Source organism: Duganella sp. Dugasp56 (genome assembly GCF_047304105.1).
In the GTDB taxonomy this organism is placed as follows: Bacteria; Pseudomonadota; Gammaproteobacteria; order Burkholderiales; family Burkholderiaceae_D; genus Rugamonas; species Rugamonas hordei.
In genome coordinates this window covers 1-19813 of record NZ_JBGLYQ010000065.1, presented here as the reverse complement: position 1 = coordinate 19813, position 19813 = coordinate 1, and the positions used below count along the sequence as shown (strand labels likewise).

21 protein-coding genes are annotated in these 19813 nt (G+C 63.7%); 17 read left to right on the top strand and 4 right to left on the bottom strand.

All coding sequences use genetic code 11. The features are described 5' to 3' along the window. Positions 1–146: 146 nt before the first annotated feature. From argC to erpA, 3 genes are all read left to right on the top strand, one after another. Positions 147–1184, top strand: coding sequence for an N-acetyl-gamma-glutamyl-phosphate reductase (gene argC, locus ACCD07_RS30015; protein WP_413449441.1), 1038 nt, complete (start codon positions 147–149; stop codon positions 1182–1184). Positions 1185–1254: 70 nt separating this feature from the next. Continuing rightward, entirely contained in the window at positions 1255–1626 is a 372-nt protein-coding gene (locus ACCD07_RS30010) for a bactofilin family protein (protein ID WP_413449440.1), read from the top strand. Between the two features lie 51 nt (positions 1627–1677). After that, positions 1678–2040, top strand: a complete 363-nt coding sequence (gene erpA, locus ACCD07_RS30005; RefSeq protein WP_008445143.1) for an iron-sulfur cluster insertion protein ErpA — start codon at positions 1678–1680, stop codon at positions 2038–2040. 62 nt (positions 2041–2102) lie between these two features. Here the strand turns inward: erpA and ACCD07_RS30000 are convergent, their stop codons facing one another. Continuing rightward, positions 2103–3197, bottom strand: coding sequence for an anhydro-N-acetylmuramic acid kinase (locus tag ACCD07_RS30000; RefSeq protein ID WP_413449439.1), 1095 nt, complete (start codon positions 3195–3197; stop codon positions 2103–2105). Between the two features lie 136 nt (positions 3198–3333). Beyond that, entirely contained in the window at positions 3334–4716 is a 1383-nt protein-coding gene (locus ACCD07_RS29995; RefSeq protein WP_176654794.1) for a M23 family metallopeptidase, read from the bottom strand. A gap of 157 nt (positions 4717–4873) precedes the next feature. Between ACCD07_RS29995 and tyrS the strand changes: the two genes are divergently transcribed. The 14 genes from tyrS (at position 4874) to ACCD07_RS29925 (ending at position 16609) form a co-directional block, all read left to right on the top strand. Further along, positions 4874–6127 (top strand): tyrosine--tRNA ligase, encoded by a 1254-nt coding sequence (gene tyrS / locus ACCD07_RS29990; protein ID WP_413449438.1) that lies wholly within the window; start codon positions 4874–4876, stop codon positions 6125–6127. After that, a complete protein-coding gene (gene dtd / locus ACCD07_RS29985) occupies positions 6124–6570 on the top strand; it encodes a D-aminoacyl-tRNA deacylase (RefSeq protein ID WP_413449437.1) in 447 nt (148 codons plus the stop codon). Before tyrS ends, dtd begins: the two co-directional genes overlap by 4 nt. A gap of 17 nt (positions 6571–6587) precedes the next feature. Beyond that, on the top strand, positions 6588–7256 hold the full coding sequence (locus ACCD07_RS29980) for a YbhB/YbcL family Raf kinase inhibitor-like protein (RefSeq protein ID WP_413449436.1): 669 nt from the start codon (positions 6588–6590) through the stop codon (positions 7254–7256). Continuing rightward, positions 7253–7903 (top strand): histidine phosphatase family protein, encoded by a 651-nt coding sequence (locus ACCD07_RS29975; protein ID WP_176654790.1) that lies wholly within the window; start codon positions 7253–7255, stop codon positions 7901–7903. The genes ACCD07_RS29980 and ACCD07_RS29975 overlap by 4 nt, the downstream gene beginning before the upstream one ends. A 146-nt stretch (positions 7904–8049) precedes the next feature. Continuing rightward, entirely contained in the window at positions 8050–9066 is a 1017-nt protein-coding gene (gene dusB / locus ACCD07_RS29970) for a tRNA dihydrouridine synthase DusB (protein WP_176654789.1), read from the top strand. A 109-nt stretch (positions 9067–9175) separates the two neighbouring features. Continuing rightward, a complete protein-coding gene (locus tag ACCD07_RS29965) occupies positions 9176–9409 on the top strand; it encodes a helix-turn-helix domain-containing protein (RefSeq protein WP_008445162.1) in 234 nt (77 codons plus the stop codon). A gap of 94 nt (positions 9410–9503) precedes the next feature. Further along, positions 9504–11090 (top strand): bifunctional phosphoribosylaminoimidazolecarboxamide formyltransferase/IMP cyclohydrolase, encoded by a 1587-nt coding sequence (gene purH / locus ACCD07_RS29960; protein WP_176654788.1) that lies wholly within the window; start codon positions 9504–9506, stop codon positions 11088–11090. A 157-nt stretch (positions 11091–11247) separates the two neighbouring features. Continuing rightward, positions 11248–11808, top strand: coding sequence for a crossover junction endodeoxyribonuclease RuvC (gene ruvC, locus ACCD07_RS29955; protein WP_176654787.1), 561 nt, complete (start codon positions 11248–11250; stop codon positions 11806–11808). A 27-nt stretch (positions 11809–11835) separates the two neighbouring features. After that, a complete protein-coding gene (gene ruvA, locus ACCD07_RS29950; protein ID WP_176654786.1) occupies positions 11836–12414 on the top strand; it encodes a Holliday junction branch migration protein RuvA in 579 nt (192 codons plus the stop codon). A gap of 10 nt (positions 12415–12424) precedes the next feature. After that, positions 12425–13480 (top strand): Holliday junction branch migration DNA helicase RuvB, encoded by a 1056-nt coding sequence (gene ruvB, locus ACCD07_RS29945; protein WP_176654784.1) that lies wholly within the window; start codon positions 12425–12427, stop codon positions 13478–13480. Beyond that, entirely contained in the window at positions 13480–13947 is a 468-nt protein-coding gene (locus ACCD07_RS29940) for a YaiI/YqxD family protein (RefSeq protein WP_176654783.1), read from the top strand. Before ruvB ends, ACCD07_RS29940 begins: the two co-directional genes overlap by 1 nt. Beyond that, the gene (locus ACCD07_RS29935; RefSeq protein ID WP_413449435.1) at positions 13940–14878 is read left to right on the top strand and encodes a LysR family transcriptional regulator; all 939 of its coding nucleotides are present in this window, start codon (positions 13940–13942) and stop codon (positions 14876–14878) included. Before ACCD07_RS29940 ends, ACCD07_RS29935 begins: the two co-directional genes overlap by 8 nt. Positions 14879–14988: 110 nt before the next feature. After that, positions 14989–15747: an SDR family oxidoreductase gene (locus ACCD07_RS29930; protein WP_413449434.1), complete on the top strand. Its 759-nt coding sequence runs from the start codon at positions 14989–14991 to the stop codon at positions 15745–15747. A 100-nt stretch (positions 15748–15847) separates the two neighbouring features. Then, positions 15848–16609, top strand: coding sequence for a ThuA domain-containing protein (locus tag ACCD07_RS29925; protein ID WP_176654780.1), 762 nt, complete (start codon positions 15848–15850; stop codon positions 16607–16609). A 12-nt stretch (positions 16610–16621) separates the two neighbouring features. Here ACCD07_RS29925 and ACCD07_RS29920 read toward each other — a convergent pair whose 3' ends face one another. Further along, on the bottom strand, positions 16622–17767 hold the full coding sequence (locus ACCD07_RS29920) for an OmpA family protein (RefSeq protein WP_176654779.1): 1146 nt from the start codon (positions 17765–17767) through the stop codon (positions 16622–16624). Positions 17768–17791: 24 nt separating this feature from the next. After that, the gene (locus tag ACCD07_RS29915) at positions 17792–19567 is read right to left on the bottom strand and encodes an Ig-like domain-containing protein (protein ID WP_413449433.1); all 1776 of its coding nucleotides are present in this window, start codon (positions 19565–19567) and stop codon (positions 17792–17794) included. Positions 19568–19813: the final 246 nt, after the last annotated feature.

Here is a 19813-nt window from a genome sequence, read left to right as displayed (position 1 = left end):
GGCACATCCTCGAAAAAGCCGCCGGCCTTGTGCCGGGCGGCTTTTTTGCTATTGGGTATGGGTTTTTCAGACGTAATACGCCTGTAGCCTATGGCTGATAAAATGGCAGTCATTTCTCCACGCATTACCTCATTCAAGGAAAGAACATGATCAAAGTTGGCATCGTCGGCGGCACCGGATACACCGGAGTGGAATTGCTGCGACTGTTGGCAGTCCACCCTGATGTGCAGCTGACGGCAATTACGTCGCGCAAGGAAGATGGCTTGCCGGTTGCCGATATGTTCCCTTCGCTGCGCGGCCGCGTGAACATCGCCTTCTCGTCGCCGGACAAGGCCGACCTGAGCAAGTGCGACGTGGTGTTCTTCGCCACGCCGCACGGCGTGGCCATGGCGCAGGCGCCCGAGCTGCTGAAGGCCGGCGTCAAGGTGATCGACCTGGCGGCGGATTTCCGCATCAAGGACAAGGCCGTCTTTGAAAAATGGTACAAGATCGACCACACCTGCCCGGATCTGCTGGAAGAAGCCGCCTACGGCCTGGCTGAACTGAACCGCGACGCCATCAAGCGCGCGCGCCTGGTTGCCAATCCGGGTTGCTACCCGACCACCATGCAGCTGGGCTACTATCCGCTGCTGAAAGCCGGCCTGATCGACGCTGGCGCGCTGATCGCCGACTGCAAGTCCGGCGTGTCCGGCGCCGGCCGCAAGGCCGAGATCGGCACGCTGTTCTCCGAATCCAGCGACAACTTCAAGGCTTACGGCGTGGCCGGCCACCGCCACACGCCGGAAACCTCGGCCCAGCTGCAGAAGTTCACGTCCGACCAGGTCGGCCTGGTCTTCACGCCGCACCTGGTGCCGATGATACGCGGCATGCACTCGACCCTGTACGGCCGCCTGACCAAGGATGTGAGCAACGAACAGCTGCAAGCCTTGTTCGAAGAGCAATACAAGGACTCGCCGTTCGTCGACGTGATGCCTTTCGGTTCGCATCCGGAAACCCGTTCCACGCGCGGTTCCAACATGCTGCGCCTGGCGTTGCATCGTCCGGACAACGGCAACACCGTCATCGTGCTGGTGGTGCAGGACAACCTGGTCAAGGGCGCTTCCGGCCAGGCCGTGCAATGCATGAATTTGATGTTTGGCCTGGAAGAGACAACCGGCCTGATGCAGATCGCGCTGCTGCCGTAAATCAAAGTGTGGCCTGAAGGGGATAGTAGATTAAGGATTTCCGCCCAACTTTGTAATCAGAAAGCCACACATGACCGATATGGACAGCCTGATCGGCGCCACCATCCGCGTAGACGGTAATCTGTTGTTTCGCGGCGGCATGCGCATCGATGGCAAGGTATTCGGCAACGTGGTTGCCGAGGCCGGCCATGCCAGCTACCTGGTGATTGGCGAGAACGCCCGGATCGAGGGCGAGGTGCGCTGCGACCATCTGGTGGTCAATGGCGAGATCAAGGGCAGCGTAATCAGCACCGCCTTGCTTGAAATCCAGCCCAAAGCCCGCATCATTGGGGATGTATGCTACAAAGTTTTGGAAATGCACGGCGGCGCACAGGTGCTGGGGCAATTGACCCATCGCGACAGTTCCGGCGTGGAACCCCTTTTGGTGGTCTCCGGAGCATAATTTACGCCAAGGGTCTATAATGGGCCAAATGTTTTCACGTAGGAGTCTGAAATGAATGCTGTCGCCGAATCGCTAGATGTAATCCCGTCGCCTATCATCTTCACCGATAGCGCGGCCGAAAAGGTCGCCCAACTGATCGAGGAAGAGGGTAATCCAGACCTGAAACTGCGCGTATTCGTGCAGGGTGGCGGCTGCTCCGGCTTCCAGTACGGCTTCACGTTTGACGAAATCGTCAACGAAGACGACACCACCATGGTCAAGAACGGCGTTCAGCTGTTGATCGATTCGATGAGCTACCAGTACCTGGTCGGCGCGGAAATCGACTACAAGGACGACCTGGAAGGCGCGCAATTCGTGATCAAGAATCCAACCGCGACCTCGACCTGCGGCTGCGGCTCGTCGTTCTCGGTATAAGTTTCACTCCGCTCAACGCGGACGCCACGGCGGACAACTTCGGTTGCTCCGCCGTTGTTTTTTCAGCGGGGGTATAGCGCGCCCAGCACGCGGTCGCCGCTGGCGCCCGTTACGCTCGGCAAATTGCCCGCCAGCCGCTCGCTGAAGCGGTATCCCAGCCAGGCGAACGCCAGCGCCTCCACGCGGTTGGGCGCCACGCCCAGCGCCTGGGTCGACGCCACCAGCACCTGCTTGCCCAGCACGGTGCCCAATTCGCTCATCAGCACGCCGTTGTAGGCGCCGCCACCGCAGACATAGACCGCGTCCGCGCCGCCGCCGTAGGCCCGTATCGCCTGCGCCAGCGTCAGCGCGGTCAGCCTGGTCAGCGTGAATTGCACATCTTCCGGCGCGGCGGTCGGGAACGCCGCCAGCTGCCCATCCAGCCAGTCGGCGTGGAACAGGTCGCGCCCGGTGCTCTTGGGGGCCGGCACGGCGAAATACGGCTCCGCCAGCATGCTCGCCAGCAATCCCGGGATTTCCTTGCCGCTGGCCGCCCAGGCGCCATCCTGATCGTATTCCTTGCCCTGGTGGCGGCCTATCCAGGCATCCATCAGCACGTTGCCGGGGCCGGTGTCGAAACCGGTCACGTGGCCGTCGGCCAGCACGCTGATATTCGAGATGCCGCCGATGTTGGCGACCACCCGCGTCTGCCCGGCCTTGCCGAACAAGGCTTGGTGAAAGGCGGGCACCAGCGGCGCGCCCTGGCCGCCGGCGGCGATGTCGCGGCTGCGGAAGTCGGCAATCACGTCGATGCCGCACAGCTCGGCCAGCAGGGCGGGGTTGTTGGTCTGGCGCGTGAAGCCCAGCTCGGGGCGATGGCGGATGGTCTGGCCATGGACCGCCACCGCGCGCACATCCTTGGGTTGCAGCCTGGCTTCGGCCAGCAATGCCTGCACACAATCGGCGTAGAACCGCGCCAGCTGGTTGGCGGCCAATGCCTCGCGCTCGATCTCGTTGGGGCCGGCCGCCTGCAGCGCCATCAGGTCGGCGCGCAACGCGGGAGGGAAGGGGATGTAGGCCGCGCCCAGCGTGCTGATGGCGTCGCCGTCAAATTGCGCCAGTGCGCCGTCCACGCCGTCCAGGCTGGTGCCGGACATTAAACCGATATACAACGCCATCGCAGCCCCCATTGTTCAAAAACGTATTTTGCCTGAGCTTGCGTGCGTTGTCGCACGGAAGAAGCGAACCCGGCGGCGCATCATCATAAAAAACAGGCCGCCGAAGCGACCTGTCTTGATAAGTCTTACGTTGCGTTTATTTCGCCGCGACGCGTGTGCCGCCGGAGCCGCCCGGTTGCAGCAGCGCGAAGCGGTGCGACATGTCCGAAGCGTAGGCTTTGAAGCGCGACATTTCCGCCGCTGTCAACGGGGCCTGGGCTTGCACGTTCATGGTGCTTGGGTCCCTGGCTTCGCCGCCGACGCGGAACTCGTAGTGCAGGTGCGCGCCGGTCGACCAGCCGGTGGTGCCGACGTAGCCGATCACGTCACCCTGGCTGACCTTGCTGCCTTTTTTGATGCCAGGCGCGAAGCGGCTCATGTGTGCGTAGGCGGTGGTGTAATTGGCCCAGTGCTTGATCATGACGAAATTGCCGTAGCCGTTCTGGGTGCCGGCGAAATCGATGACGCCGTCGCCCGAAGCGCGGATCGGCGTGCCGGTCGGTGCAGGGAAATCGATGCCTTTGTGGGCTTTCCACTGGCCGGAAATCGGATGCACGCGCATCGCGAAGCCAGAAGAGATACGAGAGAATTCAACCGGGGATTTGAGGAAGGCTTTCTTGAGGGCTTTGCCGTCGAAGCTGTAGTAGCCGCCGCCCTGCTTGCTTTGTGGATCTTCGAACCAGACCGACTGATACGTCGTGCCCTTGTTGGTGAACTCGCCGGCCAGGATGCGGCCCGCTCGCACAAACTCGCCATCCTGCCAGAACGTTTCGTACACCACATTAAAATGGTCGCCCCGTTTCAGGTCGCCGCGGAAGTCGATGCTGGTCGAGAACATCTCGACGATCTGCTTGACGATAGAGTCCGGCAGCTTGGTGCCGTCTTCGCTCGAATCGGTTGCCGCATACAAGGTCGAGCTGATGGTGCGCGCGTGCATTTCCACGCGGCGTTCCAGCTTGGCCGCTTCTTCCTCGGCGACAAAGTTGTCGCCCTTGCGGCTGATCTTGATGTTCTTGACCGGATTGTCCTTGCCGTCAACGACCACCGCGCGCAGCCATTGCAGGTTGCCTTCGTCGTCGGTCTGCGCCTGGACGCGCTTGCCCGTCTTCAGCTGCATGACGCCTTTCGCGACTTTATCTTTTTTGATAAAGTTCTCGGCCGCCTCATCGTCCACACCCAAACGATTCAGCAATGCGGCCAGCGTATCGCCGGCGCGGATCTTTTCTTCGTGGACGAAATGTTCGTTGGAGGATTGCTGTTCCAGCGCGCTGATTTGCGAGCTGAGGTCTGGCAGCGCCACCGATTCCTGCACCGACTTGACTGGCAAATCGGAAGCATCCGGGGCGAGCGGAGCTACGCCGGCCGCACCAAACGCACATACTGCAAGAAACAATGCAGACGCGCTGACGATGCGCGCCTTGCGCGTAGAACCTAGCAGATTGAACAAGCGTGAGCTCGTGAATTTATGTATTTGGTTCATGCAATCAGTTAAAATTTGCCGCTTGAACTATTCAGGAACGTTTTATTTCTTCTAATTATTGTTTAAGTTCGTTTTCGTACGGCAAGATTGATGGATCGAGGATTATATCAAACTCCTGAGGCTGCCTACCTTTTTCTGAAAAATACCGCAAAAAATTATGACTACCACTGTTTCGACACCGCCGGCCCCCTCTAAAGCATTGCCGCTGACCGACAGCGTCCTGGAGGCTCTCGCCATCACCAAACGCGGTGTCGACGAGTTGCTGATTGAAAGCGAGTTCGCCCAGAAACTGGCGCGCTCCGAACAAAGCGGCGTACCGCTGCGCATCAAGCTGGGCCTGGATCCTACCGCACCCGACCTGCACCTTGGCCACACCGTTGTATTGAACAAGATGCGCCAGCTGCAAGACCTGGGCCACCAGGTGATTTTCCTGATCGGCGATTTCACCTCCATGATCGGCGATCCGTCCGGCCGCAACGCCACCCGTCCGCCGCTGACGCGCGAGCAGGTCGAGCAAAACGCCATGACCTATTTCAAGCAAGCCTCGCTGGTGCTGGATCCGGCCAGGACCGAAATCCGCTACAACTCCGAGTGGTGCGACCCGCTGGGCGCGCGCGGCCTGATCAAGCTGGCCTCGCACTACACCGTGGCGCGCATGATGGAACGCGACGATTTCAGCAAACGCTTCAAGAATGGGACACCGATTGCCGTCCATGAGTTCCTCTATCCGTTGATGCAAGGCTACGATTCGGTCGCTTTGAAGGCAGACCTTGAGCTAGGTGGAACAGACCAGAAATTTAACTTGCTTGTTGGCCGCGAGCTGCAGAAGGATTATGACCAGGAGCCACAGTGCATTTTGACGATGCCGCTGCTGGAAGGCCTGGACGGCGTCGACAAGATGTCCAAGTCGAAGAACAATTACATCGGCATCACCGAACCGGCCAACACCATGTTCGCCAAGATCATGAGCATTTCCGACGTGATGATGTGGAAGTATTACGAGCTGCTGTCGTTCCGCTCGATCGCCGACCTGGCCGCGCTGAAGGCGACCGTGGACGGCGGCGCCAATCCGCGCGACGCCAAGGTGGCGCTGGCGCAGGAAATCGTCGCCCGCTTCCACTCGCAGGCCGCCGCCGAAGAGGCGCTGAACGATTTCGTCAACCGCTCCAAGGGCGGCATCCCGGACGACGTGGCGGAAATCGCGCTGCCGGGCGCGCCGGCCGGCATCCAGCAACTGCTGAAGTCGGCGGGCCTGTGCGCGTCGGTGTCCGAGGCCGGCCGCATGATAGACCAGGGCGGCGTGCGCATCGACGGCACCGTGATCAGCGACAAGGCGGTCAAGATCGAGGCCGGCACCTTTGTGCTGCAAGTGGGCAAGCGCAAGTTCGCGCGCGTGACGCTGACCGCATGATAGGGCTGTTGCAGCGCGTCAGCAGCGCCAGCGTGGTGGTCGACGGCGCCACCGTCGGCGCCATCGACGCCGGTTTGATGGTGCTGGTATGCGCCGAGCGCAACGACACCGAGAGGGAGGCCGATGCCTTGCTGACCAAGCTGCTGGGCTACCGGGTGTTTGCGGACAAGGCCGGCAAGATGAACCGCAGCGTCACCGACGTGGCCGGCGGCTTGCTGCTGGTGCCGCAGTTCACGCTGGCGGCCGATACCAAGTCGGGTACGCGTCCGTCGTTCACGCCGGCCGCCGCGCCGGCCGACGGCCTGCGCCTGTTCAATTATTTTGTCGAACAGGCGCGGCTGAAGCATGCGGTGGTGCAAACCGGCCAATTTGGCGCGGACATGAAAGTCTCGCTGACCAACGACGGCCCGGTGACGTTTTGGCTGCAAACTAACGCTAAATAAATAGCGGGGAGACGGACATGAAACTTTCCAGCGACAGTTTTCGCAATGGCGACACCATTCCCGCGGACTACGCCTTCGCCGCGCTGGATGCGGGCGGGCAGGTCGGTTTGTCCGCCAACCGCAATCCCCACCTGGCCTGGCGCGATGTGCCGGCAGGCACGGAATCGCTGGTCCTGCTGTGCATAGACGGCGACGCGCCGCAGGATGCCAGCAACGTCAACCGCGCCGATTGCACGCTGGCCGCCGGCTTGCCGCGCGGCGACTTCTTCCACTGGAGCGTGATCGATATCCCGGCCAGCCTGTCGTCCATTGCCGAAGGCGCCATGGCGGACGGCGTGACCGCGCGCGGCAAGCCGGGGCCGGAATTCGTATTGGACGGCGTGCGGCTGCGCCAGGGCATCAACGACTACAGCGGATGGTTTTCGGCCGACCCGGCGATGGCCGGCGACTATTACGGGTATGATGGCCCCTGTCCGCCGTTTAACGATGAGCGTGTGCACCACTATGTTTTCCGCATCTATGCGCTGGACGTTCCGCGGCTGGAGCTGGAAGGGCGCTTTACCTGCATCGACGTGCTCAACGCCATACACGGCCATATCATCGACGAAGCCCAGCTGATCGGCAGCTACACCCTGAATCCGGTACTGTCCGCGCTGGCGCGGCGGTCGAGAAAAAAGACTGCATGAAGAACACCACCATTTTGCTGATCCGCCATGGCGAGACGGCCTGGAACGCCGTGCGCCGCCTGCAGGGCCATACCGACATCCCGCTCAATGAAGAAGGCGAACGCCAGGCCGAGGCGCTGGCGCAGGCATTGGCAGGCGAGCAGCTCGACGTGCTGGTGTCCAGCGACCTGCAGCGGGCGATGCAAACCGCGCAGGCCGCGGCCGGCCACTACGACGGCCTGAGCCTGCAAACCGATCCGCAGTTGCGCGAGCGCTGCTACGGCGTGTTCGAAGGCATGCTGTACGCCGACATCGAACGCGAATATCCGGCCGAGTACGCATTGTGGCAAGCCCGCGATATCGATGCCGTGATGCCGCCGGGCGCGCGCGAGGCGGAAAGCTTTCGCCAGTTCTACCAGCGCTCCACCGCCGGCATCGCCGGCTGGGCGGCGCGCCATCCGGGCCGCACCATCGCCATCGTCGCCCACGGCGGCGTGCTGGAGTGCGCCTACCGCGAAGCCGTCGGCATGTCGCTGGACAGCCCGCGCGACTTCCAGGTCAAGAACGCCAGCATCAACCGCTTCAGCTGGGCGGACGGCAAATTGTCGCTCGACAGCTGGGGCGAAGTCGAACACCTGAGCCTGGCTGCCCTGGACGATATAGTCTGACGACCGCGCTGAAAATTTACGCACGGAAATAGTCACTCATAACGGCAAGGCTGCACATTTGCCGGATTCATAAAAAATAGTGCTTATTATTTGAGCAGCCCTTCGGTTAAAATAGAGGGTTCCTTCTTCCCGTTCAGGTATCGCCAGTGCAAATCGGCCCTCATTTACTGCGCAACAACGTTTTCGTCGCCCCCATGGCTGGCGTCACGGATCGTCCATTCCGCCAGCTGTGCAAACAGCTGGGAGCGGGCTATGCGGTGTCGGAAATGGCGGCCTCGAACCCGCGCTTGTGGGCGACCGAGAAAAGCTCGCGCCGTACCGACCATACCGGCGAGATGGAGCCGAAAGCGGTGCAGATCGCCGGCGCCGACCCGCAGGACCTGGCCGATTGCGCCCGTTTCAACGTCGAACGCGGCGCCCAGATCATCGATATCAACATGGGCTGCCCGGTCAAGAAAGTGTGCAACGCCTGGTGCGGTTCGGCGCTGCTGCAGGACGAAGCGCTGGTCAGGCAAATCCTCGATGCGGTGGTGGGCGCTGTCGACGTTCCCGTCACGCTGAAATTCCGCACCGGCTGGAATCGATCCCATAAAAACGCGCTGAACATCGCGCGCATCGCGGAAGACGCCGGCATCGCCATGCTGACGCTGCACGGCCGCACCCGCGCCGACGGCTACACCGGCGACGCCGAGTACGACACCATCGCGGCGGTCAAGCGCTCGGTGGCCATTCCGGTGGTGGCCAACGGCGACATCACGTCGCCGGAAAAAGCCAAGTTTGTCCTGGACTACACGGGCGCCGACGCCGTCATGGTCGGCCGCGCCGCGCAAGGCCGGCCGTGGATCTTCCGCGAGATCGACCATTACCTGCGCACCGGCACCCATCTGCCGGCGCCGTACGTCGACGAGGTGCGCGCGTTGATGGACGAACACCTGCGCGCCCACTACGCCTTTTACGGCGACTACCTGGGCGTGCGCACCGCACGCAAGCACATCGGCTGGTACGTGCGCGACCTTGCCGGCGGCGAGGAATTCCGTCAGAAAATGAACCTGCTGGAATCCACTGAAGAACAGCTGATTGCCGTTGATCAATTTTTCGAATCCCAGTGGAGTCACGGCGAGCGGTTACAATACCGCCTCGCGGAAGAACTGCAAGCCGCCTGAGACGGTGTAGAGAGCACTAAAAAAGTCAGATCAAAAGGGTAAGCGCCAGGGTCACAAGCCCCGGGTTGATTTACCAGCGTCAACAGATTTAATGAGCGAACGACATAAAATGAGCAAAGAAAGTATCCAGGAAGTAGTCCAGAAGAGCCTTGAAGATTACTTCAACGACCTGGGCGAGCAGCAGGCATCGAACATCTACGACATGGTCGTGCTGACCGTCGAAAAGCCGATACTGGAAGTAGTCATGACGCGTGCCGACGGCAACCAGTCGCACGCCGCGCAGATGCTGGGCATCAACCGCAACACGCTGCGCAAAAAACTGCAAGAACACGGCCTGCTGTAAACAGCGCGCGTTTTTCCGGCATGAGCGGCTGGGGACGGCCGCTGTTGGCCGGCCTCGACATACAGAATATTCAACCACCTAGCCTCTCATAGCCATGATTAAACAAGCTCTCATCTCCGTATCCGACAAAACCGGTGTGCTGGACTTCGCCCGCGCGCTGTCCGCCATGGGCGTCAACATCCTGTCGACCGGCGGCACCGCCAAACTGCTGGCCGACAACGGCGTGGCAGTGACCGAAGTTGCCGACTACACCGGTTTCCCGGAGATGCTGGATGGCCGCGTCAAGACGCTGCATCCGAAGGTTCATGGCGGCATCCTGGCCCGCCGCGACTTCCCCGAGCACGTGGCCAAGCTGGAAGAGCACAACATTCCGACCATCGACATGGTCGTGGTCAACCTGTACCCGTTCCAGGCCACCGTCGCCAAGGACACCTGCACGCTGGAAGACGCGATCGAGAACATCGACATCGGCGGCCCGGCCATGCTGCGTTCCGCCGCCAAGAACCACAAGGACGTGGTTGTCATCTGCGACCCGTCGGACTACGGCGTGGTGCTGGCGGAAATGAAGACCACCGACAACGCCCCCGGCTACGTCAGCTACGACACCCGCTTCACGCTGGCCACCAAGGTCTACGCGCACACCGCGCAGTACGACGGCGCCATCGCCAACTACCTGACCAGCCTGGACGCCACCCGCGCCCACGCCAGCCGCAACGCCTATCCGAAAACGCTGAACGTGGCGTTTGAAAAAGTGCAGGACATGCGCTACGGCGAGAACCCGCACCAGTCGGCCGCGTTCTACCGCGACATCGTCAAGACCGAAGGCGCGCTGGCCAACTACAAACAGCTGCAGGGGAAGGAACTGTCGTTCAACAACATCGCCGATGCCGATGCCGCGTGGGAATGCGTGAAGAGCATGGGCGGCTTCGACCACAGCGCCGCCTGCGTGATCGTCAAGCACGCCAATCCTTGCGGCGTGGCGCTGGGCGCCAATGCCGTCGAGGCCTACAAGCGCGCGCTGCAGACCGACCCGACCTCGGCTTTTGGCGGCATCATCGCCTTCAACGTGGAAGTGGACGCGGCTGCCGCGACCGAACTGGCCAAGCTGTTCGTCGAAGTGCTGATCGCGCCGACGTTCTCGGCTGAAGCCAAGCAGATCCTGTCGGCCAAGCAGAACGTGCGCTTGCTGGAAATCCCGCTGGGCAACGGCGTCAATGCCATGGACTTCAAGCGCGTCGGCGGCGGTTTGCTGGTGCAGTCGGCCGATTCCAAGAACGTGCTGATCGCCGATTTGAAAGTGGTGTCCAAGCTGCAGCCTACGCCGCAGCAGCTGCAGGATCTGATGTTCGCCTGGCGCGTGGCCAAGTACGTCAAGTCCAACGCGATCGTCTTCTGCGGCAACAACATGACCCTGGGCGTGGGGGCCGGCCAGATGAGCCGTATCGACTCGGCCCGCATCGCCTCGATCAAGGCGCAGAACGCCGGCCTGTCGCTGGCCGGTTCGGTGGTGGCGTCGGACGCCTTCTTCCCGTTCCGCGACGGCCTGGACGTGGTGGTGGACGCCGGCGCGACCTGCGTGATCCATCCGGGCGGCTCGATGCGCGACCAGGAAGTGATCGACGCGGCCGACGAGCGCGGCGTGGTGATGCTCTACACCGGCACCCGTCACTTCCGCCACTAATCGGTCGCTGCAAAACGGCCGCAGCTTCGTTGCGCCGTCTCGCCGTGCATTCGCACTGTCTTCGACGTCGCGCCTCGCTGCGCCCATTTTGCAGCAACCTCACTATTCAGAAGCCCGCAAGCTTGCGGGCTTTTTCTTTACTGCATACAATCCATCAATGATTATTCTCGGCATCGACCCTGGCTTGCGCACGACCGGCTTTGGCGTCATCCACAAGCAGGGTGCGAAGCTGCGCTACATCGCCTCCGGCACCATCAAGAGCGGCGAGGGCGACCTGCCGGCGCGGCTGAAGGTGATCCTGGACGGCGTGGCCGAAGTGGCCCGGCTCTACAACCCCGACTGCTCGGCCATCGAGCAGGTGTTCGTCAACGTCAATCCGCAGTCGACCCTGCTGCTGGGCCAGGCGCGTGGCGCGGCGATCTGCGCGCTGGTGTCGGCGCAGCTGAGCGTGGCCGAATATTCGCCGACCCAGGTCAAGCAGGCGGTGGTGGGCACCGGCCGCGCGGTCAAGGCGCAGGTGCAGGACATGGTGGCGCGGCTCCTGTCGCTGCCCGGCCTGCCCGGCACCGACGCCGCCGACGCGCTGGGCATCGCCATCTGCCACGCCCACAGCCGCGAAACGCTGACTCTGATCGCCGGCGCCGGCAAGGGCACGACGACGGCCGCCCGCGGTCCGCTGGCTGGCTTGCGCATGAAAAACGGCCGCCTGGTCGGTTAATCCCTCTTTTTTATAGGCTACAACACGATGATCGGTCGTCTCTCCGGTACTTTGCTTGAAAAAAATCCGCCGCAACTGCTGGTGGACTGCGGTGGCGTCGGCTATGAAGTCGATGTGCCGATGAGCACTTTCTACAACCTGCCCGGCGTGGGCGAAAAAGTGGTGCTGTTCACGCACCAGGCAATCCGCGAGGACGCGCATCTGCTGTTCGGCTTCGGCAACGCCGAGGAGCGCGCCGTGTTCCGCCAGCTGATCAAGATCACCGGCGTCGGCGCGCGCACCGCGCTGTCGATCCTGTCGGGCATGTCGATCTCCGACCTGGCGCAGGCGGTGACGTTGCAGGAGTCGGGCCGCCTGATCAAGGTGCCCGGCATCGGCAAGAAGACCGCCGAGCGCCTGCTGCTGGAACTGAAGGGCAAGCTGGGCGCGGACATCGGCGCCGGCGGCGGCCATGCCGTGCCGGACTCGCAATCTGATATCCTGAACGCGCTGCTGGCGCTGGGCTACTCCGACAAGGAAGCCCTGCTGGCGCTGAAGACCGTGCCCGCCGGCAGCGGCGTGTCGGACGGCATCAAGCAAGCGCTGAAAGCGCTATCCAAGGGTTAATTGATACAACATGAGCATCCAGACCGACAGCTTCACCGAACAGCGCATCATCGACGCGGCGCCGTCGTCGCCGAATGAGGAGGCGATCGAGCGCGCCTTGCGCCCCAAGCATCTCGATGAATATGTCGGGCAGTCCAAGATCCGCGACCAGCTGGAAATCTTCATTGCCGCCGCCCGCAACCGCAAGGAAGCGCTCGACCACACGCTGTTGTTCGGCCCGCCGGGCCTGGGCAAGACCACGCTGGCCAACATCATCGCGCGCGAGATGGGCGTCAACCTGCGCCAGACTTCCGGCCCGGTGCTGGAGCGTCCGGGCGACCTGGCCGCCATCCTGACCAACCTGGAAGCGAACGACGTCCTGTTCATCGACGAAATCCACCGCCTGTCGCCGGTGGTCGAGGAGATCCTGTACCCGGCGCTGGAAGACTACCAGATCGACATCATGATCGGCGAAGGCCCGGCGGCCCGTTCCGTCAAGCTGGACCTGCAGCCGTTCACGCTGGTGGGCGCCACCACGCGCGCCGGCATGCTGACCAATCCGCTGCGCGACCGCTTCGGCATCGTCGCCCGGCTGGAGTTCTACAACACCGAGGAACTGACCAAGATCGTCACCCGCAGCGCCGCGCTGCTGAAGGCCAACATCGCCCCGGACGGCGCGGTGGAAATCGCCCGCCGCGCGCGCGGCACGCCGCGTATCGCCAACCGCCTGCTGCGCCGCGTGCGCGACTACGCCGAAGTCAAGAGCAACGGCGACATCACCAAGGCCACCGCCGACGCCGCGCTGGTCATGCTCGACGTCGACACCGTCGGCTTCGACGTTATGGACCGCAAGCTGCTCGAAGCGGTGCTGTTCAAGTTCGGCGGCGGCCCGGTCGGCATCGGCAACCTGGCGGCCGCCATCGGCGAGGCTGCCGACACCATCGAGGACGTGCTGGAACCCTATTTGATCCAACAAGGCTTTTTGCAGCGCACGCCGCGCGGCCGCGTCGCCACGCCGGCCGCGTACAAGCACTTCGGCGTCGCCGCGCCGCGCACCAATCCCAACGGCGAACTGTGGGACCTGTGATGCAGATCTGGGTCGACGCAGACGCCTGTCCGGCGGTCATCAAGGACATCCTCTACCGCGTGGCGGACCGCACGCAGATGCAGGTCACGCTGGTGGCCAACCAGCTGCTGCGGGTGCCGCCGTCGCGCTTCATCCGTTCGGTGCAGGTGCCGTCCGGCGCCGACGTGGCGGACCAGGAAATCGTGCGCCTGCTGGCGCCGGGCGACCTGGTCGTCACCGGCGACATCCCGCTGGCGTCGGACGTGCTGAAGAAGGGCGGCTATGCGCTCAACCCGCGCGGCGAGTTCTACACCAACGACAACATCGCGCAGATGCTGACGATGCGCGCCTTCATGGACGAACTGCGTGGCAGCGGCGTCGACACCGGCGGTCCGGCCGCCTTCAGCCAGGGCGACCGCCAGGCCTTCGCCAACAGCCTGGACCGTCACATCAGCAAGATCCAGCGAGAGGCCGCCAGCCGTGGATGAATTGCGTGCCATCTCGACCTTTATCCGCGCCGCCGAACTGGGCAGCTTCAACAAGGTGGCAGAGGCGCAGGGCACCACGCCGCAGGCCGTCAGCAAGACCATCCGCCAGTTCGAGCAGCACCTGGGCGTTCGGCTGTTCCACCGCACCACGCGCAACAGTTCGCTGACCGAGGAAGGCCAGCGGCTGCTGGAATCGATCAAGCCCAGCCTGGACGGCGTGGTCGGCGCGCTCAACCGTGCCCGCAGCGCCGCCCGCGACGACGAGGGCGTCATCCGCATCGCCACCTCCGGCTCGATGGGCCGCAAGATGCTGATGCCGCTGCTGGCCGAGTTCCAGCAGACTTATCCGCTGGTCCAGTTCGACCTGCTGCAGGAAGACGGCTTCGCCGACCTGGTCGGCGACCGCATCGACGTCGGTTTCCGCGGCGGCAATCCGCCCGATGCGCAGGTGGTCAGCCGCCGTCTGTTCCCGGTGCAGCAGATTGTCTGCGCCACGCCGGCCTACCTGGCCGAGCACGGCGTCCCGCGCACGCTGGACGATTTGCAGGCGCATCGCTGCACCGGCTACCGCCAGCCGGGCAGCGGCCGGCCGATGGCGTGGGAATTCGAGATCGACGGCGGCACGGTATTCCACCATGTGCAGGCCGTCCTGCTGAGCAACGACCCCGAGACGGAAATGCACGCGGTGCTGGCCGGCATGGGCATCGGCCAGATCGACAGCATCAACGGCGCCGCCGCCATCCGCGATGGCCGCCTGAGGCCGCTGCTGGTGGACCAGGTCAGCGAGCGCATGGGCCTGTACCTGTATTTCGCCCAGCGCGCCGACATGCCCGGCCGCGTGCGCCGCTTCATCGACTTCGCCGTCGAGCGGCTGCGCGGCAGCGAGCTGTTCCACCTGTCGCCTGAAGAGCTGCGCCGACATGCCGCATAAACTTTAAGTTGTCACTGTAGCGGCGATTTTCGACTACTCTGGTTGTGGTCGTGTGCCTATAGTTCACCTGTCGCCGGCGCTTCCGGCACCTAACCTACAGGAGAACTACCATGACCCAATTATCCAACCGTGTTGCCGTCATCACCGGCGCCTCCAGCGGCATCGGCCGCGCCACCGCCAAGCTTCTGGCCGCATGGGGCGCCAAGGTCGCCGTGCTGGCGCGCCGTGGCGACATGCTCGAACAACTGGTCGCCGAGATCAAGGCGGCGGGCGGCACCGCGCTGGCACTGACGGTCGACGTGACCGACCAGGCATCGGTGGAAGCCGCCGCCGCGACGGTCGAGCAAACCTGGGGCCCGGCCAACCTGGTCTTCAACAACGCCGGCGTGATGCTGCCGGCGTCGATCGAGGAGCGCGAGACCGGTCCGTGGGAACACCAGATCGACCTCAACGTCACCGGCGCGATGCGCGTGATCTCGGCCTTCGTGCCGCAACTGGTCAGGTCGGCCGAAGCCGGCGCCACGGCCGACCTGATCAACACGTCGTCGATAGCCGCGCAAAACATCTACCCTTACTTCGCCGTCTACAGCGCGACCAAGGCTTACGTCAGCCACCTGACGCGCCACCTGCGCGCCGAACTCGGTCCTAAGAACGTCCGCGTGTCGGTGGTCGAGCCGGGCTGTACCGAGACCGAGCTGCAGGGCCACTTCAAGTTCCCGGGCGCCATCGCATGGCTGGAAGGCGCCAAGCAAACCATCACCTTCCTGAAGCCGGAAGACGTGGCCGAAGTGGTCGGCTTCCTGGCCACCCAGCCCAAGCATGTGAACCTGCAGCAGGTCGTCGTCATGCCGACCAACCAAGCCAGCTAAGCCGGCAAAGCGCTATCCGTGCCGCATTGCAGCATGGATAGCGCTTTACAACCTTTCTTTAACATGAGATGTTAGCGCTATCTTTTTTGCGGAGAATCTCATGAGAAAACTGCTGTTCGGGCTGTGCGCATGGCTATTGGCGACGGTCCCCGCTTACGCGGATAACCAGTACAAGCTGCTGGTGCTGGCGATGCCCGGCAAGTATCACTACGAGTACATTCCGATCGCGCGCGACAGCCTGGAGACGCTGGCCAAGCTGCATGCCTTCGAGCTGACCTACACCAACAAGCCGGAAGTGTTCGACGGCGACCTGAGCCAGTACGCCGCCATCATGTTCCTCAACACGCCGGGCGAGGAACTGAGCGAGCCGCGCCGCAAGAAATTCGAGGACTACATGCGCAACGGCGGCAACGCCATGCTGGTGCACCGCGCGCTGATCATTCCGCCGAATACCTGGCCGTGGTTTGAAAAACTGATCGGCCGCCGCGTGGGCAACCACCCGATGCTGCAGACCGGCGTGGCCGAGGTGGTAGACAGGAAATTCCCGGCGACCTACGGCTTGCCGTCGCGCTGGGTCTGGAGCGATGAATGGTATGTGTTCGACAATCCGTATGACATCAAGATCCATCCGGTGCTGAATGTCGACGAAAGCACCTACGATCCGACCAAGATCTGGCCGGGCCAGGTGACGCACGGCATGGGCAAGGATCACCCTGTCGCGTGGTACCACACATACGAAAAGGGCCGCGTGTTCATCACTTCGTTGGGACACAACGGAGAGATGTACCGCGACCCGCAATACCTGGGACACCTGATGGGCGGCATCTACTGGACCGCCACAGGCAAGGGCATCCAGCAGTAGCCGCCTCCCGGCTTATTTTTTGACCGTGCGCGTGCCGACCACCTCGACCGTCACGCGGCGGTTTTTGGCGCGGCCTTCAGCCGTCTTGTTGTCGGCCATCGGCTGGGTCTCGCCCTTGCCTTCGGTGTAGATGCGCGCGGCGTCCATGCCTTTGGATACCAGATAGGCCTTGACCGCTTCGGCGCGGCGCAGCGACAGTTTCTGGTTGTAGTCGTCCGAGCCCACCGAGTCGGTATGGCCGACGGTGACCATCACTTCGGTGTTCATGCCTTGCAGCTTGAGCAGCAGATCGTCCAGCGCGGCCTTGCCGTCCGGCTTGACCGCCGACTTGTCGAAATCAAACAGCGCTTCGGCGGCGAACGAGACTTTTTCCGATGTCGGCTCCGGTGCTTTTGGCGGCGGCGGAGGCGGGGCCGGCGCTACCACCGGCGGCGGCGCTGGTTCCGCAGCCGGCGGCGGCACATAGACCGGCGCGCTGTGCGCAGGTCGGCCCAGCTTGTAGACCAGGCTGACCGACAGCAGGTCGACGTCGCCGCGATTGCCGACGGCGTCGTTGACGCGATAACGTTCCATCTCGCCGCGCACGGCCAGGGCTTCGCTCAGCTTGTACTCCAGGCCCAGGCCGGCCTTCGCGTTGAGCTTGCGCTCGCTATGATCGGGACCGGTCACCGCCATCAGGCGGTTGCCGGTGAAGTGGGTGCTGGTCTTGGCGTAGTTCATGCCGACCCGGCCCAACAGCGACAGCCGTTCGGTGAACGGAAACTGTCCCAGCAAGTCCAGGTTGGCGCCCTTGAAGCCGGCCTCGCCGTTGAACACGCCGTTGCCGGACGTGGTCGAGTTGAAGCTGAATTTACCCAGGTCGAAGTAGCCCAGTTCCACCGCCAGGTAGCGGTTCAGCTGCTTGCCGACGAACAGCTTGTAGCCGGTGTCGCGCTCATCCTTGCTGAACGCCGTGACCGTGGCGCCGTTGGCTTTCAGGCTGTCCGTCAGGCGCTGCTCGTCGATGGTGGCGCGCGAGCGGCCGACGCCTGCGCCCAAGTACCAGGCGCTGTTGGCCCATTCCGGATTGACAAAGGGCTCTTCCGCTTGCGCGAGCTGGATGGTGAGCATGGCGCAGGCGAGCGCGCTCAGGGTTCCGATTTTTTTTGCGATGGTCATGATGATGTCCCGATAGATGAGCGTTTATTTGGCGATCTGGTTGTTGCGCAGCGTGACGGCGGCGGCGGTCAGCACACGGCCGTTGAGCAGCGTGGTGTTGTCGCCCACCGTGATCGCAGCCGACTGGCCGAGGATCGTGCCTTTGAAGGCGCCGTTGGCGCCCAGGGTGGTCGGACCAACCGGCACCCAGCTCACATCGCCTGCGGTGGCGCCGTTGCTCAGGGCGACGATCGCGTTGGCGGTCGAGTTGAGCGTCAGCGCGGTGCGGAAGATGTAGACGCCGGGACCGTTCAGCGTCAGCGTGCCGGTGATGTTGATGGCGCCAGCGTAGCAGTAGACGCCAGGTGCCAGGGTCAGGCCGCCGAGGTCGATGTCGCCGGCAAAGCTGACGTCGCAGGTGCGGCCGCTTGCGTTGCTGATGGCGGTTTGCAGATCGGCCATGGCGCCGGACAGGATGGCGCCGGACTTGTAGTTGGTGTAGCCGGCGGCCAGCGTCGGGTCGGTGGTTTGCGACGGCGCGCCGACGTTGCCGGTAATCAGCGTGGTGCCGCCGGAGTTGTTGGTCAGCGAGGTGCCTGCCAGTACGGCGAAATTGGCGGCGCTACCCAGCGGTACCGACAGCGAGACTGGCGGCGTTGGAGGCGCGACGGCGGTAACGGTCAGCGCGGCGCTGCCCGATTTGGTGCCGACGGTGGCGGTGATGGTGGCGGTGCCGGCAGCGACGCCGGTGGCGACGCCGGTGGAGGCCACGGTGCCGATCGACGGGCTGTTCGAGGTCCATGCGGCGGAACTGGTGACAAACGCGGTGGTGTTATCCGAATAGGTCGCGGTGGCGACGAATTGCTGCAGGCCGCCGGCCACGACGGTGGAGGTCAGTGGCGTAACGGCGATGCTGGACAGCGTCACTGCAGGCACGGTGACGGTGGTGGCCGCGTTCTTGCCGCTGGTGGTGGCGGTGATGACCGAGCTGCCCGATGCGGCGCCGGTGACCAGGCCGCCGGTGCTGACGGTGGCGCTGCCAGGCGTTGCCGACGCGAAGCTCGAGCTGGCGGTCAGATCCTGGGTGGAGGCATCCGAATAGGTGCCGATGACGGCCAGCTGGCGCGTGGCGCCGATCTGCACGGTCGGGTTTTGCGGTGTCACGGCGATGCTGGTCAGCGCTACGCCAGGCACGGTGATGGTGGTGGCCGCGCTCTTGCCGCCGCTGGTGGCGGTGACCACCGAGGTGCCGAGGGCGGCGCCGGTGACCAGGCCGCCGTTGCTGACGGTGGCGCTGGCTGGCGTTGCCGACACGAAGGTCGAGCTGCCGGTCAGGTCCTTGGTGGTGGCGTCGGAATAGGTGCCGAGGACGGTCAGTTGACGGCTGGCGGCAATCTGCACGGTCGGGTTTTGCGGCGCGACGGCGATCGACATCAGCACGGCCGGCGTGACGGTCAGCGTGGCCGACGCGGTCTTGCCGCCGTAGGCTGCGCTGATGACGGCGGTGCCAGGGGTGACACCGGTGGCCAGTCCGGTAGCGCCGCCGATGGTGGCGACGGCCGGGGTGGCCGAGGTCCAGGTGGCGGTCACCGGCTGTGTGGAGCCGTCGCTCAAGGTTGCGCTGGCGCTGAACTGCTGGGTGGCGCCGAGGGCGATGCTAGGGGCCAAGGGCGTGACGGCCAGCGAAACCAGCGTCGCGCCGGGCACGCCGAGGATAGGATCGCGCCCCTGGTCGCCGCCGCCGCAGCCTGCCAGCAAGGTGGCGGCGAGGAAGCCGACGGAATAGAACAGTGTCTTGGTGTATCTCTGCAGGACATTCATGATGTTTCCTTTTGTACTGAAATCAGTGGACCAACTAGCCGCCTTCGCTGTTGGCGAAAGGCAAGTGGTTCACGATGTCATGCCCGCCGGCGCCGGTATGTGCGCTTGCGCGCATAGCGCTTTAAGGCTGGGAAACTTTGTGGAAAATAAACATCAGAGGAGTTCGGCGGGGGGGGGGCCGGGCGGGGGGGGGGGGGGGGGGGGGGGGGGGGGGGGGGGGGGGGGGCCCCCGGCGGGGGGCGCCCC